General features: G+C 74.3%; 16 protein-coding genes and 2 tRNA genes. 9 read left to right on the top strand and 9 right to left on the bottom strand.

All coding sequences use genetic code 11. The features are described from left to right. Positions 1-261 precede the first annotated feature (261 nt). The 4 genes from F1C76_16910 (at position 262) to F1C76_16895 (ending at position 2,712) form a co-directional block, all read left to right on the top strand. Positions 262-825 carry a biotin transporter BioY gene (locus tag F1C76_16910; GenBank protein ID QNG38032.1) on the top strand — a complete coding sequence of 188 codons (564 nt, stop codon included), beginning with the start codon at positions 262-264 and terminating at the stop codon, positions 823-825. A gap of 65 nt (positions 826-890) precedes the next feature. Next, on the top strand, positions 891-1,571 hold the full coding sequence (locus F1C76_16905; GenBank protein QNG39326.1) for an ABC transporter ATP-binding protein: 681 nt from the start codon (positions 891-893) through the stop codon (positions 1,569-1,571). After that, positions 1,568-2,200: an energy-coupling factor transporter transmembrane protein EcfT gene (locus F1C76_16900; protein QNG38031.1), complete on the top strand. Its 633-nt coding sequence runs from the start codon at positions 1,568-1,570 to the stop codon at positions 2,198-2,200. Before F1C76_16905 ends, F1C76_16900 begins: the two co-directional genes overlap by 4 nt. A gap of 47 nt (positions 2,201-2,247) precedes the next feature. Next, complete coding sequence (locus F1C76_16895; protein ID QNG39325.1) at positions 2,248-2,712, top strand: sulfurase; 465 nt, start codon at positions 2,248-2,250, stop codon at positions 2,710-2,712. Here the strand turns inward: F1C76_16895 and F1C76_16890 are convergent. Then, positions 2,709-3,134 carry an acyl-CoA thioesterase gene (locus F1C76_16890; protein QNG38030.1) on the bottom strand — a complete coding sequence of 142 codons (426 nt, stop codon included), beginning with the start codon at positions 3,132-3,134 and terminating at the stop codon, positions 2,709-2,711. The genes F1C76_16895 and F1C76_16890 overlap by 4 nt on opposite strands. Positions 3,135-3,178: 44 nt before the next feature. On the opposite strand from F1C76_16890, the gene F1C76_16885 reads away from it, so the two are divergent. After that, positions 3,179-3,616, top strand: a complete 438-nt coding sequence (locus F1C76_16885; protein ID QNG38029.1) for a protein phosphatase — start codon at positions 3,179-3,181, stop codon at positions 3,614-3,616. Between the two features lie 80 nt (positions 3,617-3,696). Here F1C76_16885 and ettA read toward each other — a convergent pair whose 3' ends face one another. Beyond that, positions 3,697-5,367, bottom strand: a complete 1,671-nt coding sequence (gene ettA, locus F1C76_16880) for an energy-dependent translational throttle protein EttA (GenBank protein QNG38028.1) — start codon at positions 5,365-5,367, stop codon at positions 3,697-3,699. A gap of 149 nt (positions 5,368-5,516) precedes the next feature. Beyond that, positions 5,517-6,014: a single-stranded DNA-binding protein gene (locus F1C76_16875; GenBank protein ID QNG38027.1), complete on the bottom strand. Its 498-nt coding sequence runs from the start codon at positions 6,012-6,014 to the stop codon at positions 5,517-5,519. 178 nt (positions 6,015-6,192) lie between these two features. Here F1C76_16875 and F1C76_16870 point away from each other — a divergent pair. Next, positions 6,193-6,268, top strand: a tRNA-Arg gene (locus F1C76_16870). Positions 6,269-6,387: 119 nt separating this feature from the next. Here the strand turns inward: F1C76_16870 and F1C76_16865 are convergent. Continuing rightward, positions 6,388-6,906 carry a hypothetical protein gene (locus tag F1C76_16865; GenBank protein QNG38026.1) on the bottom strand — a complete coding sequence of 173 codons (519 nt, stop codon included), beginning with the start codon at positions 6,904-6,906 and terminating at the stop codon, positions 6,388-6,390. Positions 6,907-7,021: 115 nt separating this feature from the next. Between F1C76_16865 and F1C76_16860 the strand changes: the two genes are divergently transcribed. Further along, positions 7,022-7,099 (top strand) — tRNA-Arg (locus tag F1C76_16860). A 6-nt stretch (positions 7,100-7,105) separates the two neighbouring features. Here F1C76_16860 and F1C76_16855 read toward each other — a convergent pair. Genes F1C76_16855 through F1C76_16835 form a run of 5 tightly spaced genes read right to left on the bottom strand, consistent with a single transcriptional unit; the run spans position 7,106 to position 11,460 of the window. Continuing rightward, positions 7,106-8,677, bottom strand: a complete 1,572-nt coding sequence (locus F1C76_16855) for a DUF3225 domain-containing protein (GenBank protein ID QNG38025.1) — start codon at positions 8,675-8,677, stop codon at positions 7,106-7,108. Next, entirely contained in the window at positions 8,674-9,111 is a 438-nt protein-coding gene (locus tag F1C76_16850) for a cupin domain-containing protein (GenBank protein ID QNG38024.1), read from the bottom strand. The genes F1C76_16855 and F1C76_16850 overlap by 4 nt, the downstream gene beginning before the upstream one ends. Before the next feature lie 8 nt (positions 9,112-9,119). Then, positions 9,120-9,839 carry an isochorismatase family protein gene (locus F1C76_16845; protein ID QNG39324.1) on the bottom strand — a complete coding sequence of 240 codons (720 nt, stop codon included), beginning with the start codon at positions 9,837-9,839 and terminating at the stop codon, positions 9,120-9,122. Between the two features lie 17 nt (positions 9,840-9,856). Then, on the bottom strand, positions 9,857-10,552 hold the full coding sequence (locus F1C76_16840) for an SDR family oxidoreductase (GenBank protein QNG39323.1): 696 nt from the start codon (positions 10,550-10,552) through the stop codon (positions 9,857-9,859). A gap of 56 nt (positions 10,553-10,608) precedes the next feature. Next, positions 10,609-11,460, bottom strand: a complete 852-nt coding sequence (locus F1C76_16835; protein QNG38023.1) for a creatininase family protein — start codon at positions 11,458-11,460, stop codon at positions 10,609-10,611. Between the two features lie 20 nt (positions 11,461-11,480). On the opposite strand from F1C76_16835, the gene F1C76_16830 reads away from it, so the two are divergent. Together F1C76_16830 and F1C76_16825 are read left to right on the top strand one after the other, a co-directional pair. Then, a complete protein-coding gene (locus F1C76_16830) occupies positions 11,481-12,779 on the top strand; it encodes an amidohydrolase family protein (GenBank protein QNG38022.1) in 1,299 nt (432 codons plus the stop codon). Between the two features lie 123 nt (positions 12,780-12,902). Continuing rightward, positions 12,903-14,468, top strand: coding sequence for an NAD(P)/FAD-dependent oxidoreductase (locus F1C76_16825; GenBank protein ID QNG38021.1), 1,566 nt, complete (start codon positions 12,903-12,905; stop codon positions 14,466-14,468). The last annotated feature ends 71 nt before the right edge of the window (positions 14,469-14,539 follow it).

Raw genomic sequence — 14,539 nt, 5'->3', positions numbered from 1 at the left:
CGCCGGGTCCGCTGCGGGGTCCCACCAGGACCGCCACGCAGCACGCCAGCCGGTCGCCATCGTCGATCCACCTGCCCTGTCGACCCCCGTGCGTGACCAGCCAACTGCGCTCCGCCGATGGGTGCAACTCCTGTCTCGGATGCCCAGGTCAGCGCGGCGGGCCCCGCCCCACCGGGCGGCGACCCCGGCGTGGTCGGGTACTTTTCCGCCGACCGGGACGCACGGTCCCACCCCGTCGTCGCAGCCGGAGGCACACACCTCGTGAAGACCAGGGACCTCGCACTCGTCGCGCTCTTCGCCGCCCTCACCGCCGTTCTCGGCCTGGTGCCGGCGATCGACGTCGGGCCGGTGCCGATCACCGCCCAGACCCTCGGGGTGATGCTCGCCGGCTCGGTGCTGGGCGCCCGCCGCGGCTTCCTGGCCATGCTGCTGTTCCTGGTCCTGGTGGCCGTCGGGCTGCCCGTGCTGCCCGGTGGCGGGGGCGGACTGGCCGTCTTCGCCGGCCCCACCGCCGGCTACCTGCTGGCCTGGCCCGTCGGTGCCGCCGTGATCGGGTTCGTCACCGAGCGGGTGTGGTCGCACTACAACCTGGCCTGGGCCGTGGTGGCCAACGTCGTCGGCGGCATCGTGGTCGTCTACGCCGTGGGCGTGACGGTGCTCGCCCTGGTCCTGGACCTGTCCTTCGGTGCCGCCCTCGCCTCCGGCGCGGTGCCGTTCCTGATCGGCGACGCGGTCAAGGTCGCCATCGCCAGCGTGGTCGCCGTCCAGGTGCGCCGGGCCTACCCGGTGATCGAGCGGCCCCGCCGGGCGGCCACGGCCCCGTGAGACGCCGGCGGTCGGCGTCCGACGGCAGCACCGCCCCGGCCGCCGCCGCCGACCCCGCGCGGGGCATCGAGCTGCGCGACGTCGGGCACGCCTACGGCGAGCGGACCGTCCTCACCGACCTGACGGTGACCCTGCACGAGCAGCGGGTCGGCGTCGTCGGGGCCAACGGCTCGGGCAAGTCCACCCTGGCCCGGCTGCTCAACGGCCTCGTGCTCCCCACCAGCGGCGAGGTGCTGGTGGACGGGCTGTCCACCACCACCGAACTGCGCGCCGTCCGCCGCCGGGTCGGCTTCGTCTTCCAGGACCCCGACGCCCAGATCGTGCACCCGACGGTCGCCGAGGACGTCGCCTACGGACTGCAGAACCAGGGCGTGCCCCCGGCCGAGCGCGCCACCCGGGTGGCCGAGGCGCTGGTCCGGTTCGGGCTCGACGGGCACGCCGACCACCCCGCCCACCTGCTGTCCGGCGGGCAGAAGCAGCTGCTGGCGATTGCCGGGGTGGTCGTGATGCGCCCGGACCGGATCGTCTTCGACGAGCCCACCACGCTGCTCGACCTGCTCAACACCCGCCGGATCGCCGACCTGATCACCACCCTGGAGGAACGGGTCGTCGTGGTCACCCACGACCTGGACCTGCTGACCGACTTCGACCGGGTGCTGGTCGTCGACCGCGGCCGGATCGCCGCCGACGACGCCCCCGCACCCGCGCTGGCGGCCTACCGGGCCCTGATGGACGCCCGCCGGTGACCCTCGCGCTCTACGTCGCCTCGGGCAGCCCGGTGCACCGGGTGCCCGCCGGGGTCAAGCTCGCCCTGCTGGCGGCCGGCAGCCTGCTGCTGTTCGTGTTCGCGTCCTGGCCGGTCGTGCTGGGCGGGCTGGCCGTCGTGCTGCTGGTCGGCCTCGGCCTGGCCGGACTCCCCTCGGCCGTGTTGTGGCAGCAGGCCCGGGCGGTGCTCTGGGTGCTGCTGGCCCTGCTCGTCGTGCACGTGCTCGTGGACGGCTGGCGCGTGGGCCTGACCGAGGGCGGGCTGGCCGTGACCCGGTTGCTCACCCTCGTGCTGGCCGCCGCCGTCGTCACCGCCACCAGCCGGGTGAGCGAGATGGTCGAGGTGGTCGAGCGGGTCTGCTCGCCGCTGCGGGTGTTCGGGGTGCGCCCGGCCCGGATCGGCCTGCTCGTCGCCATGACGCTGCGCTTCATCCCGGTGATCAGCGAACGCGCCGCCCGGATCCGGGAGGCCCAGGCCGCCCGCGGTGGGGCAGGCCGGGGGCCGCGGGCGCAGGCCAGGATCGTCGTCCCGCTGCTGGTGCAGGTGCTGGTGCTGGCCCACACCCTCGCCGAGGCGCTGGACGCCCGCGGGGCAGACTCCGAGGCGTGACCCCTACCGTCGTCGCCATCCACCTGGCCCCCGAGGCGGCTGCGCCCATGGTGTCGGTGTCCGCCGCGCAGGCGCTGCCCGGGGTGGGGCTGGCCGGTGACCGCTACGCCCTGGGTGGCGGCACCTGGGCGGACTGGCCCGACGGGGAGAAGCAGCTGACCCTCGTCGACGCCGACGCCGTCGCCGAGGTGGCCGCCGAGCTGGGCGTGCCGTTCACCCCGGCCGACACCCGGCGCAACGTGGTGACGCGCGGCATCGACCTGCCCGGCCTGGTGGGCCGGTGGTTCGTGCTCGGCGACGTGCTCGCCTTCGGGATGAAGCGCTGCCCGCCGTGCCGGCACCTCGCCACGCTGACCGGTCTGCCGCTGGTGAGGCCGATGGCCCACCGTGGCGGCATCAACGTCCGGGTCTACTCGGCCGGGACCATCGCGGTCGGCAGTGCGGTGCGGGTGGTCTCCGACGCCGAGGCCGCCTCCCTGGGCGCTCCGGCCGACCGCCCGGTGCCGGTCTAGCTGCTGGTGGGCAGCGGGCCCTCGTCCAGGTGCGCGCCGATGAACTCCTTCTCGTCCGCGGTGAGCCGGCGCGGCCGGTTCAGCGCGAAGTCCACCGGGACGAGCAGCGTGCTGCCGGTGACGGCCAGCCGGCCGTGGTCGAAGAGCTCGTAGTGGCAGGTGAAGGCCGCCGCGCGCACGTCGGAGCACCAGATCTGCACCTCGAGCGGCGCGGCGTCGTAGACCACCGACCGCTTGTAGCTGATCTCGTGCTTGGCGACGACGATGCCGCGGCGCAGCCCGGTGATCTCGTCGTGGGTGGGCTGGTCGAAGAACAGCGCCACCCGCGCGGACTCGAAGTAGCCGAGGAAGGCGACGTTGTTGACGTGCTGGTAGGCGTCCATGTCCGACCAGCGCATCGGGACCTGCACCGAGAACCTCACGGACGCACACCCTGCCGTACCCCGGCCCGCCCTACGGTGCGGGGGTGACCTGGACGGCGGGCGCCCCCGGCGTCGTGGAGCTGCCATCGGGCCGCCTGGTGCGCGGACGCGGTCTGCGCGAGGAGCTCCTCGACCCCGCGTTCGGGCTGGTGCTGTTGGGCCGGGACCGCCCGGTGGCCTGGCCGCACCGCTGGGTGGCGTGGCCGGACTTTCGGCTCCCCCGCTCCCCCGCCGACCTGCGGGACGCGCTGGTCGACCTGCTGTCCCGGGCAGCCACCGAGCGGGTGGAGGTGGCCTGCGCCGGGGGCACCGGCCGCACCGGCACCGCCCTCGCCTGCCTGGCCGTCCTGGACGGCGTGCCGCCGGCCGAGGCGGTCGCCTGGGTGCGGACGGCGTACCGGCGCCGGGCGGTGGAGACCCCCGCCCAGCGCCGGTTCGTGCAGGACTTCCCCCGCACCGCCCGCACGTCGAGTGACAGCTGAGCGGGGTCCGGGCGCCCGGATGACCCCGCTCAGCTGTCACTCGGCGAGGACAAGCCCGAGCGAACCGACTGGAACGGCCCCTAGTCGCGGCTGAGCTTGCGGTAGGTCGCGCGGTGCGGGCGGGCCGCGTCGGCGCCCAGGCGCTCGATCTTGTTCTTCTCGTAGTCGTCGAAGTTGCCCTCGAACCAGAACCACTGGGAGTCGCCCTCGTAGGCCAGGATGTGCGTCGCCACCCGGTCGAGGAACCAGCGGTCGTGGCTCACGACCACGGCGCAGCCCGGGAACTCCAGCAGCGCGCTCTCCAGGCTGGTGAGCGTCTCGGTGTCCAGGTCGTTGGTGGGCTCGTCGAGCAGCAGCAGGTTCCCGCCCTGCTTCAACGTCAAGGCGAGGTTGAGGCGGTTGCGCTCACCACCGGAGAGCACCCCGGCCTTCTTCTGCTGGTCGTGGCCCTTGAACCCGAACGCCGACACGTAGGCCCGGGAGGGCACCTCGACGTTGCCGACCTTGATGTGGTCCAGGCCGTCGGAGACGACCTCCCACAGGCTCTTGGTCGGGTCGATGCCGCTGCGGTTCTGCTCGACGTAGCTGATCTTGACCGTCTCGCCGACCTTGATCTCGCCGCCGTCGGGGGTCTCCTGGTCGACCAGCATCTTGAACAGCGTGGTCTTGCCGACGCCGTTGGGCCCGACGATGCCGACGATGCCGTTGCGGGGCAGCGAGAAGGACAGGCCGTCGATGAGCACCCGGTCGCCAAAGCCCTTGACCAGCTTGTTCGTCTCGATGACCACGCTGCCCAGCCGCGGGCCCGGCGGGATCTGGATCTCCTCGAAGTCCAGCTTGCGGAACTTGTCGGCCTCCGCGGCCATCTCCTCGTACCGGGCGAGGCGGGCCTTGCTCTTGGCCTGGCGGGCCTTGGCGCCGGAGCGGACCCACTCCAGCTCGTCCTTGAGCCGCTTGGCGCGCTTGGCGTCCTTGGCCCCCTCGACCTTGAGGCGGGCGGCCTTGGTCTCCAGGTAGGTGGAGTAGTTGCCCTCGTAGGGGTAGGCCCGACCGCGGTCGAGCTCGAGGATCCACTGCGCCACGTTGTCCAGGAAGTACCGGTCGTGGGTCACGGCGACGACGGTGCCGGCGTACTTCTCCAGGTGCGCCTCCAGCCAGGCCACGGACTCGGCGTCCAGGTGGTTGGTGGGCTCGTCGAGCAGGAGGAGGTCCGGCGCCTCGAGCAGGAGCTTGCACAGCGCCACGCGGCGACGCTCACCACCGGAGAGGACCCGCACGTCGGCGTCGCCGGGCGGGCAGCGCAGGGCGTCCATGGCCTGCTCGATGCGGTTGTCGAGCTCCCAGCCGTCGGCGTTCTCGATGACCTCCATGAGGTCGCCCTGCTCGGCCAGCAGCGCGTCAAAGTCGGCGTCGGGCTCGCCCATCGCGGCACTGACCTGCTCGAAGCGGGTGAGCGCGTCGCGGACCTCCTTGACGGCCTCCTCCACGTTGCCGCGGACGTCGAGGTCCTCGTTGAGCGGCGGCTCCTGCTGCAGCATGCCGACCGTCGCGTCGGGGGCCAGCGTGGTGTCGCCGTTGGAGGCGTGCTCCAGCCCGGCCATGATCTTCAGAACGGTGGACTTGCCGGCGCCGTTGGGGCCGACGACGCCGATCTTGGCGCCCGGCAGGAACGCCAGGGTCACGTCGTCGAGGATCACCTTGTCTCCGTGCGCCTTGCGCGCGCGGACCATGGAGTAGATGTACTGGGCCACGGGAGCCTTCCGTCGGGATCGGGGATCGTGCTGGTCTCAGCGGTGGGGGCGACCGACCAGGGTCCGCACGCCACACCTGCGCCCCAGTCTCCCAGCCCCCGGCAACCCCGATGGCGCCGGGACCGGGAGACCCGGCCCCGGCACCGGCCTCAGAACGGGGCCGCGGCCGAGTCGGCGAGCTCCCCGGTGCGGGTGTCCACCGACTCCCCGTCCTCGGTCGTCGTGTAGGCCGTCGGGTCGACCTCACCGGTGTCCCCGCCCTCGGGACCGCTGGCGGGCTGCTCGGCGGCCTTCGGGGTCCGCTTGAACACCGCGCTCCCGCGGCCCAGGTCGTGCCCGACCGCGAACGCCCGGACCACCGGGCGGCTGCGCTTGGCGCCGTCGACCTCGTACTCGGAGGTGGCGATCTTCCCGGTCACCACGACCGGGTCGCCCTTGAAGACGCTCGAGGACACGCTCGCTCCCAGCGCGCTCCAGGCGTCGACGTCGACGTAGAAGGTGTCGCCGTCGACCCACTGGCCGGCGGCGGAGTCGAAGTAGCGGTCGGTCGCGGCCATCCGGAACTTCGTGACCTCACCGGTGCCAGCCCGGCGGCGGACGGGTGAGTCGACGACGTTGCCGACGACGGTGATCTGGGTCTGGCTCATGGCGGTCCTCCGGGTGGTGTCGCCGGCGACGGCCGCCGGTTCCCCCCGACCCTGGGTCCACCCGGCCCGCCGGCGGCCTGCCCGGACCGTTCTGTGGACGACCACCCCGGATGTGGACGGCGACGAGCACGTCGCACCGGGACGGGCTAGGAGCGGATGGGATGATCGGCGCCGCCGAGCGCCCGTAGCTCAGCGGATAGAGCAGGGGCCTTCTAATCCCTTGGTCGCAGGTTCGATTCCTGCCGGGCGCACCACGAAACCGCATCCATCCGGGCCAGCAGGCCGTCGAGATCGTCGTCGAACAGACCGGCCGGGAAGACGAGTACATCGTCGACCCCGGCCAGCTGGGCAAGGTCGTCCGGTCGCTCAGCGCTCACTGATCCCAGTACCGGTTAGCGAGGTAGGCGCCCCTGTGCCCGTCCGCCACCCGCACGGCATTGGCGCCATCTGCCACAAGCCTGGCCTTCTCTGCGTCTAGCCTGCGCAGGCGCCCCCGCCGCTGCACCCGGGTACGCCAGGGGTGCCACAGGTGGTCAACGATCAAGACACCCACGGCCTCGATGTAGTCGCTGAGTTCGAGGCCCATCTGAGCCTTCCGCCCTTGGTCGGCATCGTCCCTGACGATGGCCCGGGATGCTCGCACCGCCTGCACGTACCGGTCAGTCATCCCCCGCGGAACCCGCGCGGTGAGGCAGGTGGCGATCAGCTCACGAACGGCCGCCCGCCAGACATCGTCGTCCTCGGTGAGCCAGCGCAACCGCTCGACCACCAGTAGCGATCGGCGGACGTCGGCCCTGGCCTTGCGTCGGTCACCAGCCCCGGACACAACCGACGTGACGGCGCCACCGAGACCGAACGCCGTCGCCAAGCTGAGCAGGGTCTGCAGGTCCACCGGCTCAGGCTGCCATGAGGACCCCGCCGCAGCTTGGCCGCAAAACTGCCCACAACGACCAACGTGGGCCAGCGTTGCCCGTCGGACAATCCGCAGGTCAGTGGACCGTGGACACGCGACCGCAGGTCGGCGGGCCGCACGGTTGGGACCTCTAATCCCTTGGTCGCAGGTTCGATTCCTGCCGGGCGCACCACGCAGGTCAGGACGGTGGCGCGAGGCGCCGGTCCCAGGAGGCCAGCACCGCGGTGAGGCCCGTGTCGCTGCCCGCAGCGCCCAGCAGCGCCAGCCCCACCGGCAGTCCGTCCACGAGCGCGGCCGGCGCGACCGCCGACGGCAGTCCGGCCACCCCGGCCAGGCAGGTCAGCCGCAACGTGGCCGCCCGGTAGACCGCCTTCCGCTCCGCCGGCACCGACACCGGGGGCGCGGTCGAGCTGGCCGCCGGCAGAAGCACCGCGACGCCCTCCCCCACCCGGGCACGCAGCGCGGCGCGGCCCTCGGCGAGCACCACCTCCGCCTCGGCGACCGCGTCCGGCCCGGCCGCGGACCCGTCGGCGAAGCGCTGCGCGATCCCGGGCCCCAGCACGCCCGGGTTCGCCTCGATCCACGCCCCGTGCGCCGCCCACGCCTGGGCGCCCTGCACGGTCCGGAACGCGGTGAACCACCGCTCGTGCTCCTCCTGCGTCACCAGCTGCGCACTGCGCACCGGCAGCCCCGAGGCGGCGGCCAGCTCGGCCGCCGCCGACGTCAGTGCCGACCCCACCGCCGCGTCGGCCAGGGCCAGCAGGTCGGTGGCCAGCACCAGCGAGGTGATCGGCGCGGCACCGGGCAGCAGGACCGACGCCACCTCGTGCAGCAGGCCGGCGTCGCGGGTCAGCCAGCCCACGGTGTCGAACCCGGGAGCCAACTGCAGCACCCCGTCCAGCGGCAGCGACCCGTGCGTGGGCCGCAGCCCGTGCAGCCCGCAGTAGGACGCCGGCACCCGGATCGACCCCGCCGTGTCCGTGCCCAACCCCAGGTCCGCCTGCCCGCGCGCGACGGCCGACGCCGGGCCGTTGGTGGAGCCCCCGACCACCAGCCCCGCACCCCAGGGGTTCCTCGGGCTGCCGTGGTGCACGTTCGTCCCCGACAGGCTGTAGGCCAGCTCGTCGGTGCGCGCGATGCCCCGCACGTGCGCGCCGGCGGCGAGCAGGTCGGCCAGCACCGGGGCGTGTCCAGCCGCCGGCACGGCCTGGGCCAGCCGCACCGGGTTGCCCGCGCCGACCGGGTGCCCGGCGACGTCCAGCAGGTCCTTCACCGCGACCGAGACCCCGTCCAGCGGACCGGCCGACGTCGGAGCCACCAGCGGCGATCCGACCACCCGCCACGTCGCCGGGTCGGCCCGCTCGGACGAGGCGTCGGCCGCCGTCCGGGCAGAGGGCGTCGGGCCGGAGCTGACGTGCGCCACCCGCACCTGCCAGCCCGCCGCACCCCGCTCCCACACCTGGGTCTGCAGGCCCCGGGTGCCGTCCGGGCGCAGCGTCTCGGCGACCGCCGTCGCCAGGTCGGCGGTGTGCTCGACCACGTGCAGGGCGGTCACCGTACGCGCCGGGGCACCACCCCGACCGCGTCGGTAGTCGCTGATCGTGGCGTGCGAGACCAGCACTCCCCCGGCGTCGGCGCGCAGCGTGTCGTCCCCGGGGGCGAACAGCGCGTCGAGCTCGGGCAGGTCGTTGGCCCCCAGCGCGGTCTCGTACCGGGCGACCGCGGCCCGCACCTCGTCCGGGACGCTCACGCCGCGGTCAGGACGGCGCCCAGCACCGCGGCGTCCGCGGCGTCCAGGGAGGCCTGCGGGCCGGTCAAGATCAGGTCGGCGAAACCGCCGTCGTTCTCCATCACGGTGATCGTGTACAGCCGCTCGGTGGCCGAGGTGTTCACGATGTGGTGCACCGAGGTGGCCGGCAGCACGATCACGTCACCGGGGCCGAGGTCGGCGACGTGCTCGTCGCTGTGCGCCCGCGCCGTCCCGCGCAGCACGACGAAGGTCTCGGTCGACTCCTCGTGCGAGTTGTCCGGCTGGGAGCCGCCGGGCTCCCAGATCTCCAGGACGACGGTCGTGCCCGACCCGTCGGCCGGACCGGACAGCACGGCCAGCCGGACGGTGCGGTTGTCGCCGATGTAGTGCGGGGTGATGTCCGCGAGGGACCTGACGACGGGGGCGATGGCCACGGGATCTCCTACGGGTGCAGGCCGGCGAGCAGCTCGGCCGAGGTGGTGGTGAAGCCGAAGCACTGCCGCACGTTGTAGAGCGTCGCGGCGGTGCAGAAGTCGGGGGACGTCGTGCCGCAGAGGTCCTCCACGAGGACGACGTCGTAGCCCAGGTTGGCGGCGTCCATCAGCGTGGCCAGCACGCACTGGTCGACGTTGACGCCGGCGAACAGCAGGGTGTCCACGCGCAGGTTGCGGAGCACCGAGTCCAGCGGGGTGTCGGGGAACCCGCTCATCCGGTACTTCGCCACGTGCAGGTCACCGGGCTCGGGCACCAGCTCGTCCACCAGCCCGGCCGACCAGGACCCCAGCTCCAGCACGTGCGAGCCGCCGGGCAGCGGGTCACCGATGCCGGTCGAGGCGCCGTCGGGGTCGTAGACGTGCCGCACGCCCGGCGGCAGGTTGGCCCGGTCGGGCCGGTTGCCCCAGTTCAGCCACACGACCGGGACGCCGGCCGAACGCAGCGGGGGCAGCGCAGCAGTCAGGGCGGCGACGGGTCCGGCAGCTCCGGAGACGTCGACGCCGATCGAGGCCAGCCAGCCGTCGGGGTGGCAGAAGTCGTTCTGCAGGTCGACCGCCACCAGCGCGGTGCGGGCCAGGTCCAGCGTCAGCCGTTGGGGCAGCGCGGCCACCTCGACCGGCCGGGACTCCACGACCGGGCGCCGCAGGTCGACGGCGTCGGGGCTCAACCCCCAGGCGTTGCGGCTCAATGCGTGATCATCCCGCCGGCCACGTTGAGCGCGTCCCCGGTCAGGTAGTCCGAGTCCGACGACGCCAGGAACAGCGCCACCCGGGCGACGTCCTCGGGCTCGCCGAGCCGGCCCAACGGCGACCTCGTCGACCAGCGGGCGACGTCCGCAGGCGTCCGGGTGCCGGCGCCCATCTCGGTGAGCACGTAGCCCGGGCACAGGCAGGTGGCGGTGATGCCCAACGGGCCGAGCTCCTCGGCGGTGGCCCGGGTGAGGCCGATGACGGCGGCCTTGGACGCCGCGTAGTGCGCCTGCCCCGCGCCGCCGGCCTTGCCGCCCATGGACGCGGTGTTGACGATCTTGCCGACGACGTCGCCGGGGTGCGCCGGGGCCCGCTCGGCCACCATCGCGGTGACGGCGACCTGGGTGGTCACCAGCATCGCCCGCACGTTGACGGCGAAGACCTCGTCCCACTCGTGCGGCTCGAGGTCCAGCAACGAGGCGAAGCGCAGGATGCCGGCGTTGTTGACCAGCACGTCGACCCCGCCCAGGGCGTCGATCGCCGTCGTCGTCGCCGTCCGGGTCGCTGCGACGTCGGCCAGGTCGACCTCCACGGCGTGCCCGCCCACCTCGGCGGCCAGCTTCCCTGCCTCGTCGGCCAGCCGGTCCACGATCGCCACGACGGCACCCTCGGCGGCGAACGTGCGGACCATCGCCGCCCCGATCCCCCGGGCCCCGCCGGTGACGACGACCCGCTTGCCGGCGAGCCTCACGACCGCGGGCCGGGGTCGAAGGCGGCGACCTCGGCGAACGCCTCCCCCAGGTAGGCCAGCATCGCCTCGGTCTTCTCCTTGCCGTGCTCGGCGGTGGCGGTGCTCGCGTCGCCGATCACGCCGTCGGGGCCGAAGTCGTCCGACGTCCAGCCGAAGCTCACCGACCCGCCGAAGCGCACGTGCCGGTACTCGGTCAGCTGCTCGGGCACCCAGCGCTGCGCCTTCTCCATGTCCACCAGCTCGGGGCGCAGGTGCAGCATCAGCGAGGTCTCCTCGTGGCCGCCGTGGATGCCCAGGCCCAGCTCGCTCTCCGGGCTCTTCCCGCCATGGTCGGCCGGCAGCGAGGGGTGCAGCGTGAAGGTGCGCAGGCCGTACGCGATCCGCAGGTCGCGGGCGGCCACCTGCAGCAGCGCGGAGTTGCCGCCGTGCCCGTTGAGGAAGGCCAACCGGCGGGCCGGGGTCTTGGTCATCGACGAGCCGAGGTCGTGCAGCACGCTGAGCATGGTCTGCGCGGAGAGCCAGAACGTGCCGCAGCTCCAGTGGTGCTCGTTGCTCTTGGTGTAGGCCAGCGGCGGCAGCAGCCACAGGTCGAGCTCCTCGCCGAACTCCGCGACGGCCAGCTCGGCCATGCTCTGCGCGGTGATGAGGTCGGTCGCGACCGGCAGGTGCGGGCCGTGCTGCTCGATGGCACCGGTCGGCAGCACGAGCACCGAGTCCGGGCCGAGCGCGTCGGCGATGGCGGGGGCGGAGAGCTCGGTGAGCAGTCGGACGGTCACCCGGCGGACGCTAGGGGCGGGTCGTTGCGCGCCGGTGACGGCGGCGTTCCAGCTGTCACCTGGGCGGAACACGGGGCTGCCAGGGTCGCCGCATGCTGACCGTGCGAGGAGCCGTGGCCGTGCTGGGGCAGGACGGGACCGGGGACCTCACCTGCGGGGACGACGGCCGGTTCGGGGCGACGTCCGGGGGCGAGGTGCTCGACGCGACCGGCTGCGTCGTCACCCCGGGTCTGGTCAACGCCCACCACCACCTGCTGCAGACCGCCTTCCGCACGCTGCCGGCCACCCGGGGTGTGCCGATGGCGCAGTGGCTGCCGACGATGGCGGCGGCCTACGCCGCGGTCGGGGTGGACGCCGAGCTGGCGCACGCCGCCGCGTCGGCCGGGCTCGCCGAGGCCCTCCTGTGCGGGGTGACCACGGTCGCCGACCACCACCTGACCTGGCCCACGCTCACCGACGGCGGGGTGGGCATCGCCTCGGCCACCGCGACGGCGGCCCGTGAGCTCGGCGCCCGGGTGGCGTTCGTCCGCGGCAGCGCACGGGACGACGCCGAGACCGCCGCCGCCTCGGCCGACGCGATCGCCGCGGCCCTGGTGCCGCACTCCGGGGTCGGGGGCGACGGCGTGACCGAGGACGGCGTCGTCCAGGTCGCCGTGGGCCCGGCCGGCGTGCACTCGGACTCCCCCGAGACCTTCCGGCTGATGGCCGAGGTCGCTGCCGCTCGCGGGCTGCGCCGGCGCACCCAGGCGAACGAGCAGGTCGACGTGGCGATCGCGGTCGAGCGGTACGGCCGGCGGCCCCTGCAGCTGCTGGACGAGTGGGGCTGGCTGGCCCCCGACGTCACGCTGGCCCACCTGTGCGAGGTCACCGACGCCGAGGTCGCCCGGCTGGCCGCGACGGGCGTCACCGCCACCCACGCGCCCGGCTGCGACCTGCCGATGGGCTGGGGCATCGCCCCGGTCGCCGCGCTGGCCGACGCCGGAGTGACGGTCGGGCTGGGCACCAGCGGCGGCGGGTCCAACGACGCCGGGCACCTGCTCGCCGACGCCCGGTTGGCGATGCAGGTCGCCCCGCTGGTCGGCCGGCCGGTGAGCGCCCGCGAGGTCCTGGGCTGGGCCACCAGCGGCTCGGCCGACGGGCTGGGCCGACCCGACCTGGGCCGCCTCGAGGTGGGCGCCCGGGCCGACCTCGTCTGCTGGGACGTGACCGGGGTCGCCGATGCCGGGGTGGCCGACCCCGTCGCCGGACTGCTGTGGGCCTCCCCCGGCCGACGGCCCAGGCACGTGGTGGTGGGTGGCCGGGTGGTGGTCCGGGACGGCCGGCTGGTCGCCCGCGACGAGTCCGACGTCGTCCGCGAGCTCACCACCCTGCTCACCGCCCGCCGGCGTTGATCAGCTCCGACGACCATCGTGCGTCCTCCTCCACCGACGTCGGTGGAGGAGGACGCACGGTGGTGGCGGAGGACGAGCGTCGGCCGTAACGCCTCCGTCACGGTCGCGGGCGACAGTGCGGTCATGACGACGGTGGTGGTGGTGGTCGGCGGCGGTCACAACGGGCTGGTCTGCGCGGCGTACCTGGCCCGGGCCGGGCTGGCGGTCACCGTGCTGGAGGCCGGTTCCGAGACCGGCGGCTGCGCGGCGACCGTCGACGCGCTGGACGGCGCCCGGGTCAACACCTGCAACTGCGACCACACGATGGTCCGGACGACGACCATCGCCGACGAGCTGGACCTCGCCGCGCACGGCCTGGCCTACCTCGACGTCGACCCGCAGGCCCTGCACGTGGGCTGGGACGACGCCGCGGGCCCGGCGTTCGTGCAGTTCCGGGATGCCGAGCGCACCCTGGACGCCCTCGCGGTCACCCACCCCACCCAGGTCGCCGGCTACCGGCGCTACCTGGCCGACGCCACCCCGGTGGCCCGGCTGCTGGTCGAGCTCACCTCCACCCCGCCCACCCCCGGCCGGGTGCTGCGGAAGCTGGCCGACCGCAAGGCGCTCGCGCTCCCCCGGCTGCTGGACTGGTCCCGGCGCAGCGTGGCCGACGTGCTCGGCCGCTACCTCACCGACGAGTTCCTGGTGGCCGGCGCGTTCACCACCGGGCCCGCGGTCTGGGGCGTCGCGCCGTCGACCCCGGGCACCGGACTGGGTGCCACCGGGATCGCGATGCGGCACCTGGTCGGGATCGGCCGCCCGGTCGGCGGCTCCGGTGCGCTGCCGACGGCGCTGCGCGGTGCGCTGGAGGCCGCCGGCGGCGTCGTCCGGACCGGCGCCCGGGTCGTCCGCGTGCTGGCGGAGGGTCCGCGGGTGCGCGGGGTGCTGCTGGACAGCGGCGAGGAGGTCCCGGCCGACGTCGTCGTCAGCTCGATCGACCCGCGCACCACCGTCGTCGACTGGCTCGGTCCGCAGCCGCCGTCCGGGGCCGAGGCGATGGTCGCGCGGTGGACCGACCGGGCTCAGCCCGACGGCTACGAGTCCAAGCTCGACGCCGTCGTGGGCACGCTCCCGGCGTTCCCCCAGGTCCACGACCTGCAGGAGCGGGTCGGCCCGTTCGACCCACACGTGCCGACGACGACGCTGGCGCCGTCCCTGGCCGCCGTCGAGGCCGCGCACGCCGCCCTGCCGAGCGGTGCCGTCGCTGCCCGGCCGATGGCGCTGGTCAACACGCCCTCCGTGCTCGACCCGACCATGCGCGTCGGTGCCGACCACGTGCTCTCCCTCGAGGTGCTCTGGACGCCGTACGCCGTACCCGGCGGCTGGGCCGCGTCGGCCGAGCCGCAGCGGTGGCTGGACCTGCTGGCCGCCCAGGTGGGCCCGGGGTTCGCCGCCGGTGTGCGGCGCTGGCGGGTGGTCACCCCCGAGGACTACGAGCGCGACCTGGGCATGCCGCGGGGGTGGGCGCCGTCCTTCTCCGGCGGGCCGCTGGCCGCCCTCGTCGGCCGGGACCCCGAGCTCACCCGGTACGCCACCCCGGTGCGCGGGCTCTACCTCACCGGCGCGGGCACCTTCCCCGGCGCCGGCGTGTGGGGCGCCTCGGGCCGCAATGCCGCGGCCGTCGTCCTCGCGGACGTGCAACGGGGCTGAAACGGCACCGCAACCCGCGGCGGGCAGCGTGCCCCCGGGGCCGCGCGAACGGCGCGAGCGGCCCGTGCGAG

The sequence above is a fragment of the Geodermatophilaceae bacterium NBWT11 genome, from assembly GCA_014218215.1.
Taxonomy (GTDB): Bacteria; Actinomycetota; Actinomycetes; order Mycobacteriales; family Geodermatophilaceae; genus Klenkia.
This window is presented reverse-complemented; position numbering and strand designations above follow the sequence as displayed.

What these genes read in the sequence shown, in the direction of transcription:
- F1C76_16830 (QNG38022.1), top strand. Translation starts at nt 11,481, where the DNA reads ATGCTGACCGTGCGAGGAGCCGTGGCCGTGCTGGGGCAGGACGGGACC.
- F1C76_16825 (QNG38021.1), top strand. Translation starts at nt 12,903, where the DNA reads ATGACGACGGTGGTGGTGGTGGTCGGCGGCGGTCACAACGGGCTGGTC.
- F1C76_16875 (QNG38027.1), bottom strand. Translation starts at nt 6,014, where the DNA reads ATGAGCCAGACCCAGATCACCGTCGTCGGCAACGTCGTCGACTCACCC.
- F1C76_16840 (QNG39323.1), bottom strand. Translation starts at nt 10,552, where the DNA reads ATGGTCCGCACGTTCGCCGCCGAGGGTGCCGTCGTGGCGATCGTGGAC.
- F1C76_16895 (QNG39325.1), top strand. Translation starts at nt 2,248, where the DNA reads ATGGTGTCGGTGTCCGCCGCGCAGGCGCTGCCCGGGGTGGGGCTGGCC.